General features: G+C 59.0%; 11 protein-coding genes. 8 read left to right on the top strand and 3 right to left on the bottom strand.

Annotation, left to right across the window (positions count from 1 at the left end):
* The first annotated feature begins 84 nt into the window (after positions 1 to 84).
* The 6 genes from J2741_RS07650 (at position 85) to J2741_RS07625 (ending at position 7,827) form a co-directional block, all read left to right on the top strand.
* The gene (locus tag J2741_RS07650; RefSeq protein ID WP_209674517.1) at positions 85 to 1,017 is read left to right on the top strand and encodes a hypothetical protein; all 933 of its coding nucleotides are present in this window, start codon (positions 85 to 87) and stop codon (positions 1,015 to 1,017) included.
* A complete protein-coding gene (locus tag J2741_RS07645) occupies positions 1,014 to 2,231 on the top strand; it encodes a hypothetical protein (protein ID WP_209674516.1) in 1,218 nt (405 codons plus the stop codon). The genes J2741_RS07650 and J2741_RS07645 overlap by 4 nt, the downstream gene beginning before the upstream one ends.
* A 133-nt stretch (positions 2,232 to 2,364) precedes the next feature.
* The gene (locus J2741_RS07640; protein ID WP_209674515.1) at positions 2,365 to 4,353 is read left to right on the top strand and encodes an outer membrane protein assembly factor BamB family protein; all 1,989 of its coding nucleotides are present in this window, start codon (positions 2,365 to 2,367) and stop codon (positions 4,351 to 4,353) included.
* A gap of 1,306 nt (positions 4,354 to 5,659) precedes the next feature.
* On the top strand, positions 5,660 to 6,559 hold the full coding sequence (locus tag J2741_RS07635; RefSeq protein WP_209674514.1) for a tetratricopeptide repeat protein: 900 nt from the start codon (positions 5,660 to 5,662) through the stop codon (positions 6,557 to 6,559).
* A gap of 263 nt (positions 6,560 to 6,822) precedes the next feature.
* Positions 6,823 to 7,167, top strand: a complete 345-nt coding sequence (locus tag J2741_RS07630; RefSeq protein ID WP_209674513.1) for a GlpM family protein — start codon at positions 6,823 to 6,825, stop codon at positions 7,165 to 7,167.
* Between the two features lie 159 nt (positions 7,168 to 7,326).
* On the top strand, positions 7,327 to 7,827 hold the full coding sequence (locus J2741_RS07625) for a COG4315 family predicted lipoprotein (protein WP_209674511.1): 501 nt from the start codon (positions 7,327 to 7,329) through the stop codon (positions 7,825 to 7,827).
* 118 nt (positions 7,828 to 7,945) lie between these two features.
* Here J2741_RS07625 and J2741_RS07620 read toward each other — a convergent pair whose 3' ends face one another.
* Positions 7,946 to 9,073, bottom strand: coding sequence for a V4R domain-containing protein (locus J2741_RS07620; protein ID WP_209674509.1), 1,128 nt, complete (start codon positions 9,071 to 9,073; stop codon positions 7,946 to 7,948).
* Positions 9,074 to 9,210: 137 nt separating this feature from the next.
* Between J2741_RS07620 and J2741_RS07615 the strand changes: the two genes are divergently transcribed.
* A complete protein-coding gene (locus J2741_RS07615; protein ID WP_209674508.1) occupies positions 9,211 to 9,444 on the top strand; it encodes a hypothetical protein in 234 nt (77 codons plus the stop codon).
* Positions 9,445 to 9,517: 73 nt separating this feature from the next.
* On the opposite strand, the gene J2741_RS07610 is transcribed toward J2741_RS07615, so the two are convergent.
* Positions 9,518 to 10,096, bottom strand: coding sequence for a hypothetical protein (locus J2741_RS07610; RefSeq protein WP_209674505.1), 579 nt, complete (start codon positions 10,094 to 10,096; stop codon positions 9,518 to 9,520).
* Positions 10,097 to 10,373: 277 nt separating this feature from the next.
* On the opposite strand from J2741_RS07610, the gene J2741_RS07605 reads away from it, so the two are divergent.
* Positions 10,374 to 10,805 (top strand): HEAT repeat domain-containing protein, encoded by a 432-nt coding sequence (locus J2741_RS07605; protein ID WP_209674503.1) that lies wholly within the window; start codon positions 10,374 to 10,376, stop codon positions 10,803 to 10,805.
* Between the two features lie 241 nt (positions 10,806 to 11,046).
* On the opposite strand, the gene J2741_RS07600 is transcribed toward J2741_RS07605, so the two are convergent.
* Positions 11,047 to 17,751, bottom strand: coding sequence for a NosD domain-containing protein (locus J2741_RS07600; RefSeq protein ID WP_209674501.1), 6,705 nt, complete (start codon positions 17,749 to 17,751; stop codon positions 11,047 to 11,049).
* Positions 17,752 to 17,770 lie beyond the last annotated feature (19 nt).

Genomic DNA, 17,770 nt, shown 5'->3' with positions numbered 1-17,770 from the left:
CCGGAGGCCCGTAAGAGGAATCTTTATGCCGGCACCGGTTCCAGCACCATCAACTGACACTGCTCAGTGAAACGGTGGTAACCAGTGAAACCGCGTATTCAAATAACGATAGTGATCGCACTGCTGTTCCTATTCCCGCTCGCATGTGCAGACATCCCGCCTCCTGCGGTCCCCGAGACGCAGGGGTTCTCTTCGGCAACAACCATGACGGTGCTCGGCACCGCGACGGAATCCGATTCCATGACCTGGCAGATCTCGAACCTGGTCCTCGATGCACTCCTGAGTCCTGCCGGAAGCGTACTGGTCTCCACGGACGGTGGGGCCGTACTGGTCCCCGAACTGCCCGTTTTTGATGATATCCTTACCGATACGCCCGGTGAGGTACAGTATTCCATAGCATATTCTGAAAATACCGTTGCGGACCAGGGCCTTATCGGCTATGTCAAGTCTTCGGCCCTCGACACCGCGAACCAGGTCGTGGGGACGAGAAACCTCGAGACCTCGAAAGTCCTGGAGTTCGTAGGATTTGACACCGGAAGGGCGGTCTCCTCGGAAGACATGGTGGTTGACGGAGCGGGATCGATCGGGATCACCGACGATTTGTTCATCTGTCCTTTTGCCGCCGCATCGACCGGCATCACCCCGGAGTTCTGCAACATTGTTGAAATGGGCGGCGATGTGGACATGACCCTCATGTCTCTTGCCACGACCGCGTCGGAGCGAAACGTTGCGGCATCGGCCGATGTACCGGTTGCCGCCGATTACTCCATAACAGTGACCGGGTTCGGCGACATCCCGGCTTCGGGGTCCGCTTCGGCATTCATCGGCGCCCACCTGCAGGAAGGGACGACCACCACCCTTGGGACCTTTAACTTCGAGCCCTTCGGTGACGTGGACGCATACCTGATCGGAAAGGGCGAGGACGTCCAGTACAGCGAGACGACCACGGTATCCGGGGAGATCACTGCGTTCTCGAAGGTGCTCTCCTATCAGTCCGGAATCCGGAGAATATCATGAAACCGATATATATAGCGGGATTTCTCGTTTTGGCCCTGATCGTCGCCGCGGCGAGTGCCGCGACCTTTACGTTCGAGGGAGCCACCGGGAGCGGCCAGTATTCCGGGACGCTCGTGGTGGGAGATGACGGCACGAAAGGACTGTCCCTTGCGGCGGTCTCGGGAGGGACGATCACTCCCGTCTCTCAGGGAACCCTGAATCTGGAACCGGGACCGATCTTCACCGAGCCCGTCGTATCACAGGACCTGTCCCTGGAAGCGGAAGCGGGGGAGGCGTTTGCCGGCTGCTCGGTGATCGGCCCGTCCGGGGACAAGGCCTGGACTGCGACGCTGGTATCAGGGGGTTCCGCCAGCGTTGAACAGGAAGCAGGGACCCTGGGCACCGAAGTCGTGCTGCTCGGCCTGGTTCCCGGTTTCGATGGAGTATACGCGTCACAGCACGCGAATGGAAGCACGTTCGGGAGCTCTCTCTCCTCGGCCAGCGTGGGGATGTCGGCCAGGGGAGACCGGGCGATCGTGGAAGCCGCAACCGACGGCCCGTTCGACTTCAACCAGACCGGCCGGGCGGGAACCGGGTTCATCACCGTGACCGGAACTGATGTGGTGTTCGGCAGCGGGGCGTATGCCCGGCAGGACGGTGATTTCGGAAGCCTCGTCGTCAACAACGGCTATGCATCCGCAACGGGGACCGATGCGGAAGGAGATTCCGCGTCTGCATGGTCCGAAGTACACAACGGCAGCCTCTACTTCGACCAGGAGGCGGCGGCGGGCACGATCTGCAACCTTCTCGCGTTCCTTCCCTCCGATACGGGGGACACCGGGGCGGCCGCCTGGCAGAATGTCACCCTTGACGGGACAGGCGGGAAGATTGCCACGGGTGTTTCCGACCGGGGCGGGTCATACTGGACATGGACCAACCTCACGTATGACGGCCAGGGGAATGTTTCCTCCTTGAACGGGATCACGAACGGTTCCATCATCCATGCAGATTCCGGGCAGGATCTCCCCGGAACCGATTCCCCCTTTGTTATCAATTCAACCCTCCAGTCGTACCATCTCACGGGGACGGGTGGTGAGTATTACCTGAATCTGACTACGCAGTTAGGCCCGGACATGTCAGATTGGAGCGATCTCATTGGGGATTACAGCTACCTCAGGGTAACCGAGGAGATACAGCAAGACATCGCCAAGTTCACTATCATGATCTTACACTGATTACCACCAGGTCCACCAACTCTTTTTTTCATTCCACACATCCCCATCCTGCAGGTTACCACCTGAAGATCTCTCCGATCTCCGATCGAAAGAGGAGAAATCTATATCTCCTTTCACCGGATATGGCTCGGTCATGAGAACCCGCGTAGTTTTTTCTCTTCTTCTTCTGCTCGTGGCAGGTGCCTTCATCCTGTGTGCAGGATGCACCCAGAACCCAGGCGGAGGAGCTGCGACACCGACGCCAACCACCGGACCTTCTGCGGGTGCGGGGAGCGTCCCGTCCGAAGTAACCCAGTACGCGAAAGACTGGCCACTCCCGATGAGGGACTATGAGAGCACCCGGTGGACCACCGACTCCGCCATCAGCTCGGCGACAGTCCAGAACCTCGAGGTCGCCTGGATGATGCCCATCACCGCATCGGGAGTCTTCGGCGGGGCATCGACAAACCCCCTGATCATGGGAAACACCGTGTACTTCCAGGACCTCCTTGGACGGCTCTTTGCCATCGACCGGGATACCGGCGCGATCACGTGGATGACCACCTTTGACTCCACCGGCGTGGTGGGCCCGAACGGCCCGGCAGTCGGTTACGGTAAGGTCTTCGGGGCGAGCAACCCCACGAGCGTATCGGCCGTCGATGCAAAGACAGGGGACAAACTCTGGACCACCAACCTCTCCTTCGGTGCCCCCATCGGGATCCTCGACCAGCCCACTGTCTACGATGGCAAGGTGCTCATCTCCACAACCCCCCAGGGCTACCGTGCAGGTGCAGCAGGGATCATCTACGCCCTCGACCAGCAGACCGGCAAAGTCCTCTGGCAGTTCAACACCATCCAGTCGCCCGACTTCTGGGGCCACCCCGAGCTGAACAGCGGAGGAGGCTGCTGGTTCCCGGCATCCATCGACGTGAACACCGGGAACTCCTTCTGGGGCACCGGGAACCCTGCACCCTTTGCAGGTACGCCCGAATACCCCAACGGGGCATCCAGGCCGGGGAACAATTTGTACTGCGACTCGCTCGTCACCCTCGATAACAACGGGAAGCTCCAGTGGTACACCCAGACCATCGCCCACGACAATACCGACATGGACTTCCAGCTCTCCCCCATCCTGACCACCGCGAACATCAACGGGGTCACCCAGGAGATCGCCATCGGCGGCGGCAAGTGGGGACGGGTCTTCGCGTTCAACCGTGACACCGGGGCGATCCTCTGGGTCACCCAGGTGGGGATTCACTTAAACGACAACCTGGTAAACCTCCCTAACGAGACCGTCATCGTCTATCCCGGTTACCAGGGAGGGATCGAAACTCCCATGGCGTATGCCGACGGGGTGGTCTATACCGGGACGAACAACCTCTACGCGAACTGGGCACCCTATATCTCCTTCCCGCCGGGCGGCGGGCTCCAGCCCTACGGCCAGGGGACCAGCAACCTGACCGCGATTCAGGTGGACACAGGGAAGATCCTCTGGGAGCGGAACTTCGACTCGGAGATCTTCTCGGGGGTAACGGTCGTGAACGACCTGGTCTTCACCGCGACCTTCGATGGCATGATCTACGCCGTAAACAAGGATACCGGGAAGATCCTCTGGACCCACCAGGCACCCGGTCTCATTAATGCCTGGCCCGCAGCGGCAGGAAACTATCTTATCTGGCCGGTGGGATCGGGATCCGCACCGTCGGTGGTGGCCTTCGATCTGGGCACCCCGGGCGCAGCGCCGCAGCTGGGAATCGCAAGGCCGGCAGAGGGTGGAACAGTAGAAGGGACCAACGTGATAGTTACTGCCTGGGTGAAGAACTTCGACCTTGTGAGCGAACTGGGCAAATCGAACGTCGCCGGTGAAGGGCACCTCCACTACTTCATGGATGTCGACGCGCCCACGACACCCGGGCAGCCGGCAATAACGGCCGCAGGCACCTACGTGCCCACTCCCTACGCCTATTATCTCTGGACGAACGTGACCCCCGGGAAGCACACCTTCTCGGTCGAACTGGTGAACAACGACCACACCCCGCTCTCACCGCCCGTGGTGTCGAGCGTGACGGTCAACGTGGTCCCCCTCCCGCCGGGAGCAACCCCCGAGCCGACGCCGGTACTCTCCGGGCAGGGAGCCCTCTAACTTTTTCTCATTTACACTCTGTTGACATCCTCGATTTCATTCGTATATGCCACACTATTCAGGGCTTCACTAAGGGTAGTTGAAGAAAAGAACTCCATGGCATATGACGCTCCGGGGCTTCGCCCGGCCGCTGCTGCGCCCCGACAGGATACGCCTGAACGTGGGAAGTCCGGGATCCTTTTATTTATTTCATATTGAGCGATATTTGCCAGGGTACATTACTGCAGGAGATATCGCTCCGGGGGCTGGAACAGTGGCAGGGGCGAAGCTTCCAGGAATGTCACGTGGTAAGGATGTTGATCACGCTCTTTTCCCAAAGCCGTGGTTCCGCACACGGCCTGTCGGGTCGCATTCGCGGGGCTGCATGGTGTGACGTCTCCCGTGCTGTCCTGGAACATCACGGATCCCGCGGGATGAATAGCAGTTCCACTATGCGTTGAACAGGTATACATCAGGTAGTCTCTGGCGGTGTGGGGATCCGGGGAGAGGTAACAAGGTGGTGGGCAAAGGTGCGTGTGCCATAAAGAGGGTTATTGTTCCCCCCGCATCCCCTCTCGGTCTGGCCGGAACGATCCACCGGGCTGCCAGGAAAGAAGAGCGTGGTGCAGAGCCGGGAGGGGGTCCCGGAGCCCTGCTCTTCCCGCCTGGCACCCGGCGGAACCGGATTTCAGGCCATTATACAAGAACACCGGCCGGAGGTATTTGAATTTTTTGAACCGGGCGGTTATACGAACCGGATTTTTCAGGAGACGGAAGCAGCGTCAGGCATACCGGCGGGGTGACCCGGACGGGTGTGTATTCCCTCCGGAAGAATATGAATCGGTCAATGGCCGCCACCCAGAGGACTCGAGCGGGTGTACCGGCGGCCATTGATGGTGACGAGGGTGGTGTGTGGTCATCACCGGGGGGTGGATGGTGCTGCAGTTGCCCTCCTGGTCAGGGATCATCTCGTCCCGGCGACGGCATCTCAGGTCGGGTGGACCCCGGCACGTGCCCGGCAGCAGGGAATACGATCCCCGGCGGGAGCCTGGCAGGAGCCCCCTCCGGAGGGTCGTCTTCCCTCCACCTTGGTACCGGGCCGGCGTGGGGATCCGGACCATCGATAGCAGGGGAAGTATTTCCATCCTATTTGAATTTATTGAACCTGGAGGTTATAGCGGACCGGGAAGTGTTGTACAGTCATGGTCACGATACCACGGAGTCCGCCCTCTATTCGGCCCCTGCCGGATTTCCGGCCGGACCGGCCTCATTGCATACGTTAAAGTATCCGCCGCCGCAAGGGTTCCGTAACGACCCGGGCACAAGAATGTCGCTGTTTTCACGATTCCGGAGTGCGCCCGAGGACCCGGACCTGGTCCGCGGAGAGGGGCTTCTGTTCGGCGGGCACCACGAGGAGGCGATCCTCTCCTTCACCCGGGTGCTTGGTAAGGATCAGAAGAGCCTGTCCGCCCTGTCCGGGATCGCGATAAGCCTCGAACGCATGGGCCGTTACGAGGAGGCGCTCGGGTATTACGACCGTATACTTGCCTTCGCCCCGAAAAACTCCGAGGCTATGGCAGGAAAAGCGATCTGCCTGGAACACCTGGGTAAGTATGAAGAGGCCCTCACCTGGTTCGAACGGGACCAAAAAGTCGACCCGGCGCTTCCCGACGCATGGGTGGGGATTGGCAGGTGTCTCACCCGGCTGGGGCGATCCCGTGATGCAGTTCCGTACTTTGACCACGTGCTCGCCGAAAACCGGACCTACGTGGATGCCTGGACGGGGAAGGGAGATGCCCTCTTCCAAGAGGGGAAGTACGACGAGGCTGCCGAATGTTACTCCATCGCACTCGATCTGCACCCCGCTGCGGTGCCGGTGTGGATCACTCTCGGGAGGTGCCTGGTTCGCGCCGGAAGATTCGAGCAGGCCCTGTTCTGTTTCGACCGATCCCTCTCTCTCGAACCCTCGAACACCCTGGCATGGTTCGAACGGGGGCTCTGCCTTGCCGGCTGGCGGCGAAATGAGGAGGCGGTACATTCCTACGACCGGGTCATCGCACTGGACCCGTCCTGCGGTGCGGCATGGTACGAAAAAGGCCGTTCCCTCGATATCCTGGGAGATGAGGATCAGGCGCTCGCGTGTTATGAGCACGCACGGTCCCTTGGATATTACGAGTTCGAGAGCAAGGTCCGGTATCACTTCATCGAAGGCTACACCCTTTATTGAACGAAACCCGAACGCCGGAGCCAGTCATTCGCGGGCATTGATCATGTTACTCTCCGGATACTCTTTTTCGTAATCCTTGTATCGTTCGGGCCAGGTTTCACGAGATAAATCCTAAACCTTCATGGAATTCGCCCTGTTATTACAATAGTGCATAAATAGAAGGGAATGCATGATCATCCCAAGAAATCTTCCTACTCCTTCGAACCCCGTGCCGTCCCTCCCAAGATATTTTGCCCATCGCACTCATACCCCTCCGGGACACTATGGACTATTCCGCACTGCTCCTCAAGTTCGTGGTCGGCGGGGCTGTAGTCGCCGGGACGACCGTCCTTACCGAGCAGATCAACCCGAAATGGGGAGGTATCCTCGCAACCGCCCCGATCATCACCACGCTCGCATTCTATTTCGTATACGCGGAGACGAACGCGGCCACGGCGCAACAGCTCGCGTTGAACTCCTTCTATTTCGTCATCCCCACCGCACTCTTCATGGCCGCGATGTTCCTCTTCCTGAACCGGTTCTCCTTTTTCGAAAGCCTCGGGGGAGCGTACCTGGTCTGGGTCGTCTCCCTCGCCGGAGTATACTGGCTGGTGGGAGGATATCACTGATCTCCGGTTTTCCCGTGGCGTGCCATCCCGGATGAGGAGTGGGGTGATTGCGAACCCGGCGGGGCCGGCCTTGAGGTCAGTCCCGGGCAGCGGAGGCCGCCCGAACCAAACCGTTAAATATCGTAAGATAGTTCCTACTCACTGAATGGAGCACCGACCATGCAGAAAAGATGGATCTTACTTATCGCTGCGGTCATCGCAGCACTCCTGATTGCCGGGTGCACTTCCACCCCCGGCGGGACCGGCACGCCCACCTCTCCCTCTACCCCCGCAGCGACCGCAACACCGGCTGCGACGGATCCCGCGTACACGGTCAAGACCGGCTCCACGAGCGCCCTAGGTACCTTCCTGGTCGACGGGAAAGGCATAACCCTCTATAACTTCACCATCGATTCACGGGACAAGAGCGCCTGCACCGGCGGGTGCGTGGGGGTGTGGCCGATCTTCTATGCCCCGACGATCACGGTCCCCTCCGGCCTGAACGCCTCCGACTTCGGATCGTTCACCCGGAGCGACGGGAAGATGCAGACTGCCTACAAAGGAATGCCGCTCTATTACTATGTCGCCGACTCGAGCCCCGGCCAGACCACCGGCCAGGGTCTGAACCAGTTCGGAGGGCTCTGGTTTGTCATCCCTCCCGACTCGAAAGGGTATCCCTGATAACCGTCTTTTTTTATTGAGTACGCGCTGAGCTGCAGAGTGCGGGCGGATTTCTCTGCTCCCCCTTTGAATAACATGAAGGGAGCCGGCTCTTCCCGAAAAAAGATTCGGCAGGGAATTACTTATTATTGTCCTGCCGGTTGGTGATGGTGAAGACGCAGTGCGGGTCGCCCTTCGAGCGGCACTGGATCTCTTTTCCCTGGACCTTTATCCCGAACGCGCCCTCGATGATCCCGGCGAGGAGCCCGGCGGTGCAGAAACAGACGTTCTTCTCGCTCTTCCCGAATGCCTCGGACTCCGCAGTGTAGTCCAGGGTGATAGTCTTGCACTTCTTGGCTTCGTTCCATTCCATCTTTACGATGCGGAACCAGCCCATCTGGGAGTAGAAGGCAAACGCCATGTCCGAGAGCGTGTTCGGGTTCGTAATCCCCATGGTTTTGTAATGCTGGACGTTCTCCTTTCCGACCTCCATGTAGGCCCGGTAGTTGACCCCGCTCGCAGGGGCTTCGCCCATGGTCTTTTTCAGCGAGTTCATCATCGAGGTGAAGATGAACCGGGGCATGATCACCACCGGGTCGTCGATCAGCTTCATTTTGCCCTCGAGCGGTTTGTGCTCGATGTACTCGGTGATGGCCGAATCGCCCTTGGCAATCGCCTCGGCCTTCCACTTCCAGCTCGCCTCACGCTGGTCCGCCACGAACTCGCAGTACTCGTCGCCGTTCGCGACGCATTTCGTTTCCAGGCAGAACCAGTTCTTCCCGGTGACCGCCGTGAGTACCCCTTCGATCCAGCCCCGGTGGATCCCGCAGACCGGGATCTGCCAGTCTTTCATTACCGCCGCCTCGAAGGTCTGTTTCGTGCGGAGCACCACCCGCGTCTCTTTCGCCTCCACGAGCTCGAACGGGGCTCCCCAGCCCTGCTGGTGCTGGAGCGTAAAGACCAGCATCAGGAACTCCGACGGGCTGAGGGTGAGCCCGAGCTTTTTGAGCAGGTTGTTCAGGCCGACCGAGCCCAGGCCGACGGACCGGAACAGGTTTTTCACGGCCATGACGGCGAGTTTCCTGTTGAGGTTCGCCTCGTACATCTCGTAAATGGCCTTGACCAGGTAATTGGGATTGCTGGCCGTTCTCACCCCGAACACCGAATATACGCCGGCCGCGGTGTCGAGTTCGATATAGGAGGTGATGTCCTTTTCGCCTTTTATGAGCGCTTCAAAGTCCTCCCGCCCTATCTTCTTCCCTTCCATAGCGATCAGCTCACCTTGTGAATATATAAGCATAATTTTTTTGCGAGGGGAGAACGGGGAAGAATCCCTCCGGAAGGACTGGTATTCCGTCCTGGAACCTTGATAATCTCCAGTCTGGAGGACTCCACGCGTCCTGGTTGCCGGTTTCCGATGATAAAAATAAAACCCGCGAACAGTCAACGGGCGGATGGTGGAAAAGATGGTTCGCCCCGATCTCCCCGGGGGCGGAGGCATTGGTGCTCGGGGAGGCGCTCAATTTGGAGTTCTCCGATCTCAGGATGGAAGTTCGGGATATCGAGCGGCATGATTTCCGCGAGCGACTCAAACGTGAAGGAAATACCATAAAGAAGACCTGGAGGCGCTTCCAGTAATCCCGGAGAACGAAAAGAAAGATTTCATGAATTCCGGCCCGGGACAGGCCGGACATGTTCCCACATCATTCGCTCATTGCGGCGGCGCCCCCGACGGCGGGTTTCCTGTCGGTTGATCTCCCGGAGGGGCTCCTGCGGGTCCGCCCAGGGCAGCCTGGAGCTCCTGTTCGGTCACACCGAGCACTTGCGCTGCCGCGGCGATATCTCCCGGACCCTGGCTCGTATCCCCGAGGGCGGCAGATAACTCCTCCTCGGTCACCCCTAACGTTTCCGCTGCAGCAGCGAGGTCGAACTCCATCATCCGGCCTCCCGGCCCCGTCGCTCCTCCATCGGGCGGGATGCCCGCGGGCTGGACCCGGGCCCCATCCCCGTCAGGGACGGGTGCCGTCCCATTCGCCTGACCCTGTAGATCCCGGGCGACAGGGGGAGTCCCTGACGCGTGGATATCGGTAGTCTGCTGCGTGGCCGGGCCGGAAGCACCAGTTCCCGGTGTTACGCCGGCAGATGCGGTGTCCTGCACGCACCCGGCGAAGAGGATACAGGCCACGAACAGGGCCATGGTGAGGCCCCATACCACGTACCGGGAATGCAACGGGTCCCCTCCCGCACGAACCGGAGATGTAATCCTGCAATTATCGCAATTGTTTGACATATTGTAAGATACTTTAAACATAATGTAATATATTATTTACTATAGCCATTCTTGTGACGGTGATCCGCACCCCAAAAGCGGGATAACATTTTTATTCTCGCACTACGATTGAAATACAATGTACCAGTCCGATTACCTGGAGATGACGAGAGCAGGACGGGTACGTGCCGTATTCAAGAAGCGGCAGCCGATTTTCACTCGCTGATTTGGTCTTTCGCCATTTCTCTGGCAAGGACCGGGATTGGGTTTTGATGATGTTTCTGGTGATTTCATGGACATGAGCGTGATTATGCCCGGAGGGCAGTGGTTTAGCGATCGCGAGGGGACGGGAAAGATCTACCGTCTTATCGATGCTGCGCTGGAGGACAAGAACCGCGAAGAGAGGATGGTGGCGATCGTCCGGTTGGGCGAGAGCGCGGACCCGAGGGCCGTACGCCCCCTGATCCTCTGCTGCGGAGAAAAGGACCCGGAGATCCGGAGGTATGCAATCGAGGCGCTCGGAAAGATCCGGAGCGGTCGGGCGATCGATGTGCTGGTGGAACACCTCGACGACAGGAAAGAGGACCTCGCGATCCGGATCAGTGCCATTACGGCACTCGCGGCGATCCGGAGCGAGCATGCGTGTCAGGAACTCAGGGCCCGTTCAGCGGACCCGGAGCAGGACCCCGCGATCCGGTCCGCAATCGCTGAAGTACTCGGCAGGGCCTAGGAACGGCGGAAAGACTTCCTCGCACCCCTCCACGAGATCACCCTCTCCCTCTCCAGGTCCCGTTTTTTATTTTTTCCCGACAACTGAGGAACTCCCTTCAAACATACGGAAAGGGCCTGGCTTTTCTGGAAAATTACTCCCAACCCAGCAAATCATCATAATATCAGACTACGAAAACCGCACTTTTTATCGAAACGTCCTTTACAGAGAATTTCCTCCTCTGCAGTCCGGGAAAAAAGGGTTATTGGGATAGTCCCGGGACACCAATGAAGGCGGTAAGGAATCCGGCCGGGAACGAACCTGACAGGTGGCTCTGGAGTTTCCCTGTTGACTTCGCCGAATACCGTCCCAGTGCCTGTGCCTGAAGCGTGGCGAAGTCCTCCGGAACGGAACCTGCGTGAATCGCCGGTCCTGCACCCGCTTTTTCTACAATCAGGTCGTGTGCCGAGATCCCTGAAGATGGTACACCGCTGACCTGCACCTGCCCGCAGGCTTGCACCACTACGGTGACCGTAAGTGTATCTCCAAGCCATTCGCCGTTGTTCTTGACCAGCCTGTACTGGAGATTGTAGGTCCCGGGCGTGCAGGGGGCCTGGAGGGTGAAGGAAAAGGTGTAGGGGTATCCGGGAGAGACAAAGGTATCGGGGTCGAGCGGGACCCTCACCGGGGAGAACGTATTCGCCGCGTCGTTGTAGGCCCCGAACTGCAGGTCGTGCTCAAGCCACCCGGTAGTGCCGGTGTTGTTCACCGTCACGGTCACCGGGGCGCTTCCGCAGGTGCAAATCGTCGCAGGGAAGGTATTCCCGGTGAAGGCGGCATTCCAGACAAGGCCCGGAGGGGCCGGGAAGACCGGGAATGGAGGATAGTGAGGTGGCGGAGTCGGTGTGGGGGTCGGAGTGGGGGAAGGATATCCAAGGGGGAGATAGTCGATCTCGGTCGCGGTAATATTGTACTGGAGCGGAATGATACCGTCCGGACCGGCATAGTTGACTTGCGACCATCCTGTATCATCAGGGGTCGCCCAGTAGTTCCCGCCAAGATAAGGCCCACCGATGATGTTCATCCCGGCAGTCTTCGTAGTGTTCCACGTATTCACGAGGAGGGCCCCTGAAAGCCCGGAATAAGAGGTTATGGGTCCGGGTTCGACCACATTGACGGTGTTATTGAAGTAGTTGTTATAGATCAAGTTGTTTCCGGAAAGTCCGATGTACATCCCTCCGGCGGTGTTACCGGTAATCCAGTTTGAAGTGAGGTTGTTTCCGCCGGACTGGTTCAGCACGACCCCGTACTGCAGATTTCCGGAGAACGTGTTGTTATCCAGGGTATCGACATACGTATCGTCGAGGAACGTCCCATTCGCGTTCCCCGATGCCGTGTTCCCGGTGAGCACATTGTTGAATGCCACCCCTGTTCCGGTGATCTCGAACCCGTTTCCGAGGTTCCCGATGGCGTTGTTCGAATCGAGGGTGCTGTAAGTCGACCCGTCCAGGAAGAACCCGTCTTCCCCGTTGTGCATCGCGGTATTTCCCGTCAGGACGTTATAATGGGAACCTGTAACCTGGAACCCGTTTTCGAGGTTCCCGACCGCGAAGTTCCCAGTGAGCGTATTGTTGTTGGCGTTCTGGAGGATGAATCCGTTTTGGTCGTTGTAACTCGCGTTGTTGCCGATCAGGTTGTTGTAATGCGATCCTGTGAGGTAAATACCGTAGCCGGCGCCGTTGTACCCTTTATTCCCATTCGTGCCCTGGATGGTGCCTGTGCCCCCGGTACCTCCAAGGCCCCCAATGCCGCCATAATTCCAATTCGCGAGGTTACCGGCGAGGTTGTTGCTCCCCGAACCGGTCAGGTACAGCCCATACCCGCTGCCACCCGCACCCCCGTTGCCGCCGTTGCCACCGTTGCCGATGGTGCTGCCGCTTGCGCCATTACCCCCGGCTCCTCCAACGCTCCCATTGCCACCATAATTCCAGTTCGCGAGGTTCCCGGTGAGGTTGTTGCTCCCCGAACCGGTCAGGTACAGCCCATACCCGCTACCGCCAGCGCCACCTATGCCTCCCGCTCCCCCGCTGCCACCGTGGGCGTTTGAAATGCCGATGGTGCCCCCTGTGCCCCCTTTGCCGCCAATGCCCGCTGTGCCACCATAATTCCAATCTGCAAGGTTACTGGTGAGGTTGTTGTTGCCCGACAATATCAGGTAGACACCATACCCACTACCGCCAATGCCACCGGTTCCACCAATGCCGCCGGTGCCGCCATAAGGATACTCATGTCCCATATCCTGGGTATTGCCACTCGTGCCGCCAGTGCCACCAGTTCCACCAGTACCGCCAATGCCGCCGTAATTCCGCGTCGCATTGTTCCCGGTGAGGGTGTTATAATTCGAACTGGAGAGAGAGATCCCGTAGCCGCTGCCGCCAGCACCGCCAACACCCCCGGCACCACCGGCCCCACCGTCGCCAATGATGGTGCCGGTGCCCCCGGTGCCCCCAACGCCGCCGGTGCCCCCGTTGCCGCCATAATTCCAGGTCGCATTGTTCGCGGCGAGGCTGTTGTTGCTCGAACCGGTCAGGGAAATCCCATACCCGCTGCCGCCGGTGCCACCAACGCCTCCGGCACCACCAGTGCCGCCCATGCCACCCCAGCTTCCGTCGCCACCAGTGCCCCCGCTGCCGCCAGTGCCACCAATGCCCCCGATGCCGCCATAATTCCAGGTCGCATTGTTCCCGGTGAGGGTGTTGTTGCCTGACCCGGTCAGGGAAATCCCGTAGCCGCTGCCGCCAGCACCGCCAACGCCCCCGGCACCGCCAGTGCCACCTCTGGAATCAGTGCCGCCTCTGCCACCATTACCTCCGTTGCCTGCCACGCCGCCCGTGCCGCCATAATTCATGTTCACGAGGTTACCGGTGAGGTTGTTGCTCCCCGAAGCGGTCAGGTACAGACCATACCCGCTGCCGCCGGCGCCACCGCTACCCCCGACCCCTCCTGTTGCGCCCGTGCCGCTGGTGCCCTCGTTTCCATTGCCCCCTTGACCACCAGCGCCGCCGTTGCCGCCATAATTCTGCGTCGCATTGTTCCCGGTGAGGTTGTTACTCCCCGAAGCGGTCAGGTACAGACCATACCCGCTGCCGCCGGCCCCCCCGGTGCCACCCGCGCCGCCAGGAACACCCCTGCCGCCATTGCCGCCATTGCCGCCGCTGCCTCCGTAATTGGAACTGGCGGTGCTGTTGATCAGGTTATTGTAATTCGAACCGGAAAGGAAGATGCCATACCCGCTGCCGCCAGCGCCGCCATTGCTCCCGGCCCTGTAGCTGCCTCCACTCCTTCCCAAGCCGCCACTGCCCCCGTAATTGGAATTCGCGGTGCTGTTGATCAGGTTGTTGTAATTCGAACCGGAGAGGGAGATGCCATACCCGCTGCCACCGGCACCCCCGCTGCCTCCGGTGCCTCCGCTTCCGCCACTGCCGCCAGCGCCACCAGCGCCGCCATAATTGGAACTGGCGGTGCTGTTGATCAGGTTGTTGTAATTCGAACCGGAAAGGGAGATGCCGTACCCGCTGCCGCCGGCACCCCCGCTGCCTCCGGTACCTGAATCACTACTGGTTCCACCCCCGTTACCACCAATGCCACCATAATTGGAACTGGCGGTGCTGTTGATCAGGTTGTTATAATTCGAACCGGAAAGGGAGATACCGTACCCGCTGCCGCCGGCCCCGCCTCTCCCACCAGTAGTGTAGCTATCTCCAGTGCCTCCGCTGCCACCCCGGTTCTCATTTGCTATAGTATTCGTCAGGTTGTTGTAATGAGATCCCGTGAGGTAAATGCCGTATCCCGAGCCTCCTCTGCCTCCGTTGCTGCCACCATCAGTACTTGTACCCCCGAAATTCCCGTAATTCCCGCTCGCGGTGTTCCCTGTAAGATTGGTCTGGCTCGAGCCGTTTAGATATATTCCGTAGCCATCGCCACCGTCGCCGCCACTGTCGCGGGTAATGCCGGCACCCCCGTAATTCCCGTTTGCGGTGTTCCCGGACAGGCTGGCCTCCTCCGAACCATACAGGTATATTCCGTAGCCGTCGCCCCCGTCGCCGCCGTTACGGTCGCCCGTACCGCCAGCTCCTCCGTAATTCCCGTTCGCGTTGTTCCCGGTGAGATTGACCTGGCCTGAACCGTCCAGATATATTCCATAGCCGTTGCCGCCGTCGCCGCCACCATAGCCGGTACCGCCGATCCCTCCCAGATTCCCGGATACCGTATTATTGATGAGGTCGTTGTAACCCGATCCCGTCAGGTAAATACCATACCCGCTGCCGCCGGTACCCCCATTGCTATGGGATCCTGATGCAGGGGCTCCCACTCCGCCATAATTCCCGTGAGCGGTGTTGTCGAAAAGCGTATTATTGGAAGATCCGTTCAGATAGATCCCGTATCCATTGTTGCCTGCGTTACTATTGCCATTGTGATTCGCGGTATTCCCTGTCAGGTTGGTATCTCCCGAATTATCGATCCATACACCTGAATTTCTGTTCTCATTCGCGGTATTGTTGAGGAGTACTGTGTATGCCGTCGAGACTGCCGTGATACCGAAACTGTTGCCGGTCGCGACATTATCCGTTACCGTGGTGCCATTGGAATATCCGAGGTAGATCCCGGAATTCTGGTTGTCCCGGGCGATGTTCTCCGCCAGATGAGTGTTATCCGATTCGAAGATGGAGAACCCGTTCATCCCGTTGGACGATGCCCGATTCCCGGTCAGGTTATTCCCGTTAGAGCCCGAGAGGATCGTGCCATTCAGGACATTCCCTGCCGCTTCGTTGTCCGCCAGGGTATTGTTCCTTGACAAGAAGAGAGAGATCCCGTTTGCACCGTTATCGTTCGCAAAATTTCCCGTCAGGGCATTAAATCTCGATGCGGAGAGGGAAATCCCACTTTCAGTATTATTATCCGCCTGGTTTCCATCGAGTGTATTGTAATTCGAGGTCGCGAGCGAGATCCCGTTCCCTGTGTTGTTTCCCGCCGTGTTTCCCGAGATGTCGTTGTAATACGCAAGGGAGAGGGAGATCCCGTGTCCCAGGTTATTGTTCGCCGCGTTCCCGGAGAGGGCGTTATGGCTCGAGCTCGCAAGTAAAATACCGCTCAACGAGTTATTAGACGCTTCATTCCCGGTCAGGGTGTTGTCATCTGATACGGTGAGGCTCAGCCCGTAGTCCAGCCCGTCTTGTGCGATATTTCCGGTAAGGGCATTGTTATTCGACCCGCTGAGGGAGATCCCGGTGCCACGGCTGCGATACACGAAATTGCCCGACAGGGAATTGTTATCGGAATCGCTGAGCGAAAGTCCCCGATCTACGCTGTCGTTTATCGTATTCCCGGAGAGCGTATTGTTATTCGAACCGACCAGCGAGATGCCATATTTCAGGTTGCGGAACGCCGAATTTCCGGAGAGGGTGATATTGTCCGAGTAAAGAAGGGATATCCCGGTATTGGTATTGTCTTCCGCTGTGTTCCCGGAGAGCGTGCTGTTATGCGATACAGCGAGCCTGATGCCGTGGGTATTGCGAGTGAGCGTGTTACCGGTCACGGTGACATTGTCGCTATTGGTGACATAGATACCATAGGTATTGTCGCTCGCGTTCACCTTTGAGATGGTGTTCGGCACCGGTGCCGCCTGCCCCCCGGTGGCGAGATCGCCCCCGCCCGTCGCGGAAGCATTGAAGGTGACACCGTCGAACAGGACCCCGTAGGTCTTTTCAAGGATAGTGAAGTTGGTCACCATCACGTTCTGGCTGGAGCCGTTGACCACGATCCCGTAATTCGCGGCCCCGTCGATGATGAGGCCCATTCCGTCCAGTACTACGTTCGAGGCCTGGATGAGGATCGCGTACGGGTTCGCGGTAGTGAGGACCCCGTTTACGAAGTCCCCCGCATAATTGAACCAGTCTATCGGATAGTAGCCCGATTCGTTGATCACCCAGTAGTACGCACCGTCGCTGCCCAGCCAGTTGGTGCTGTTCAGCGGCGGATCGTGGAGGCCGTAGGGATATGACTCGTTTCCGGTGGTATTCGATTCGTCACAGGAGAAGGTCGTATTCAGACCGGCATCCGGCAGGGTTCCATTCATCCACTCTAAGGGAAGCGTTGCATTCGGGTCGGCTGTAAGAAGGGTTGAGGTTGAGTTGAGATCTGCGGCCCGGAGAGTCTGGTTTCCATCAATCGCAGGAAATGTCGTATTCAGGTCTGAAGCTGGTAATGTCGTATTCGCGGTGATATTTGAATCGACAGGCGGAACGGCTTCATTCAGGTCTGCGCCGGGAAATGTCGTGTTCGATGCAATATCCGATTCGATTGCGGGAATAGTCCCATTCAGGTCCCCGGGGAGGGCCGTCACGTTTTCCGTCCCCGGCAGAGCCGGTGTCATTATGAAATCCGGGTCACCGGCAGGAAGGGTTTCGTTGCCGGTACCGCTCGTCCCGGCCGTGGGAAGCGGCTCATCGGGCGGATTCGGGGGCAGCGGGAGGTTCTCCGTCTCATTTCCCGGGGACATAGGGAGGGTATTCCCCGTCGCCGGGATCTCCCCCAAATCGTCCGGTGTCACTTCCTGAGTGGGTCCCGGGGAAGGATCTTCCCCGGCGGGCTGCAACAGAGAACCAGGTACGTCCTGAGCGTCCTCCTGGCCGGGTGGAACATTCTGGTCCTCACCGGCGGAGGTTGTGCCCTGCTCCACGTCACCCGCTGTAGGAGCGGGGGTCGGCGTGTTTTCAGGTTGTCCCGCAAAGGTGTCTGTTTCCTGCAGCGCACCCGGAATAATCTCCGGCGCCATGGATACCAGGATGATCTCCTGGTCTTCATCATCCCCGGTCACGTTGCCGGCATATGCCACACCGACAAGTCCCAGGGCTACAACACAGGCAAAAAAGAATACAAGGCAATAAGCCGATGCAATTGATCTCACCCAACCACCCTCTCTCGTG

Source organism: Methanolinea mesophila (assembly GCF_017873855.1).
GTDB lineage: Archaea > Halobacteriota > Methanomicrobia > Methanomicrobiales > Methanospirillaceae > Methanolinea_B > Methanolinea_B mesophila.
This window is presented reverse-complemented; position numbering and strand designations above follow the sequence as displayed.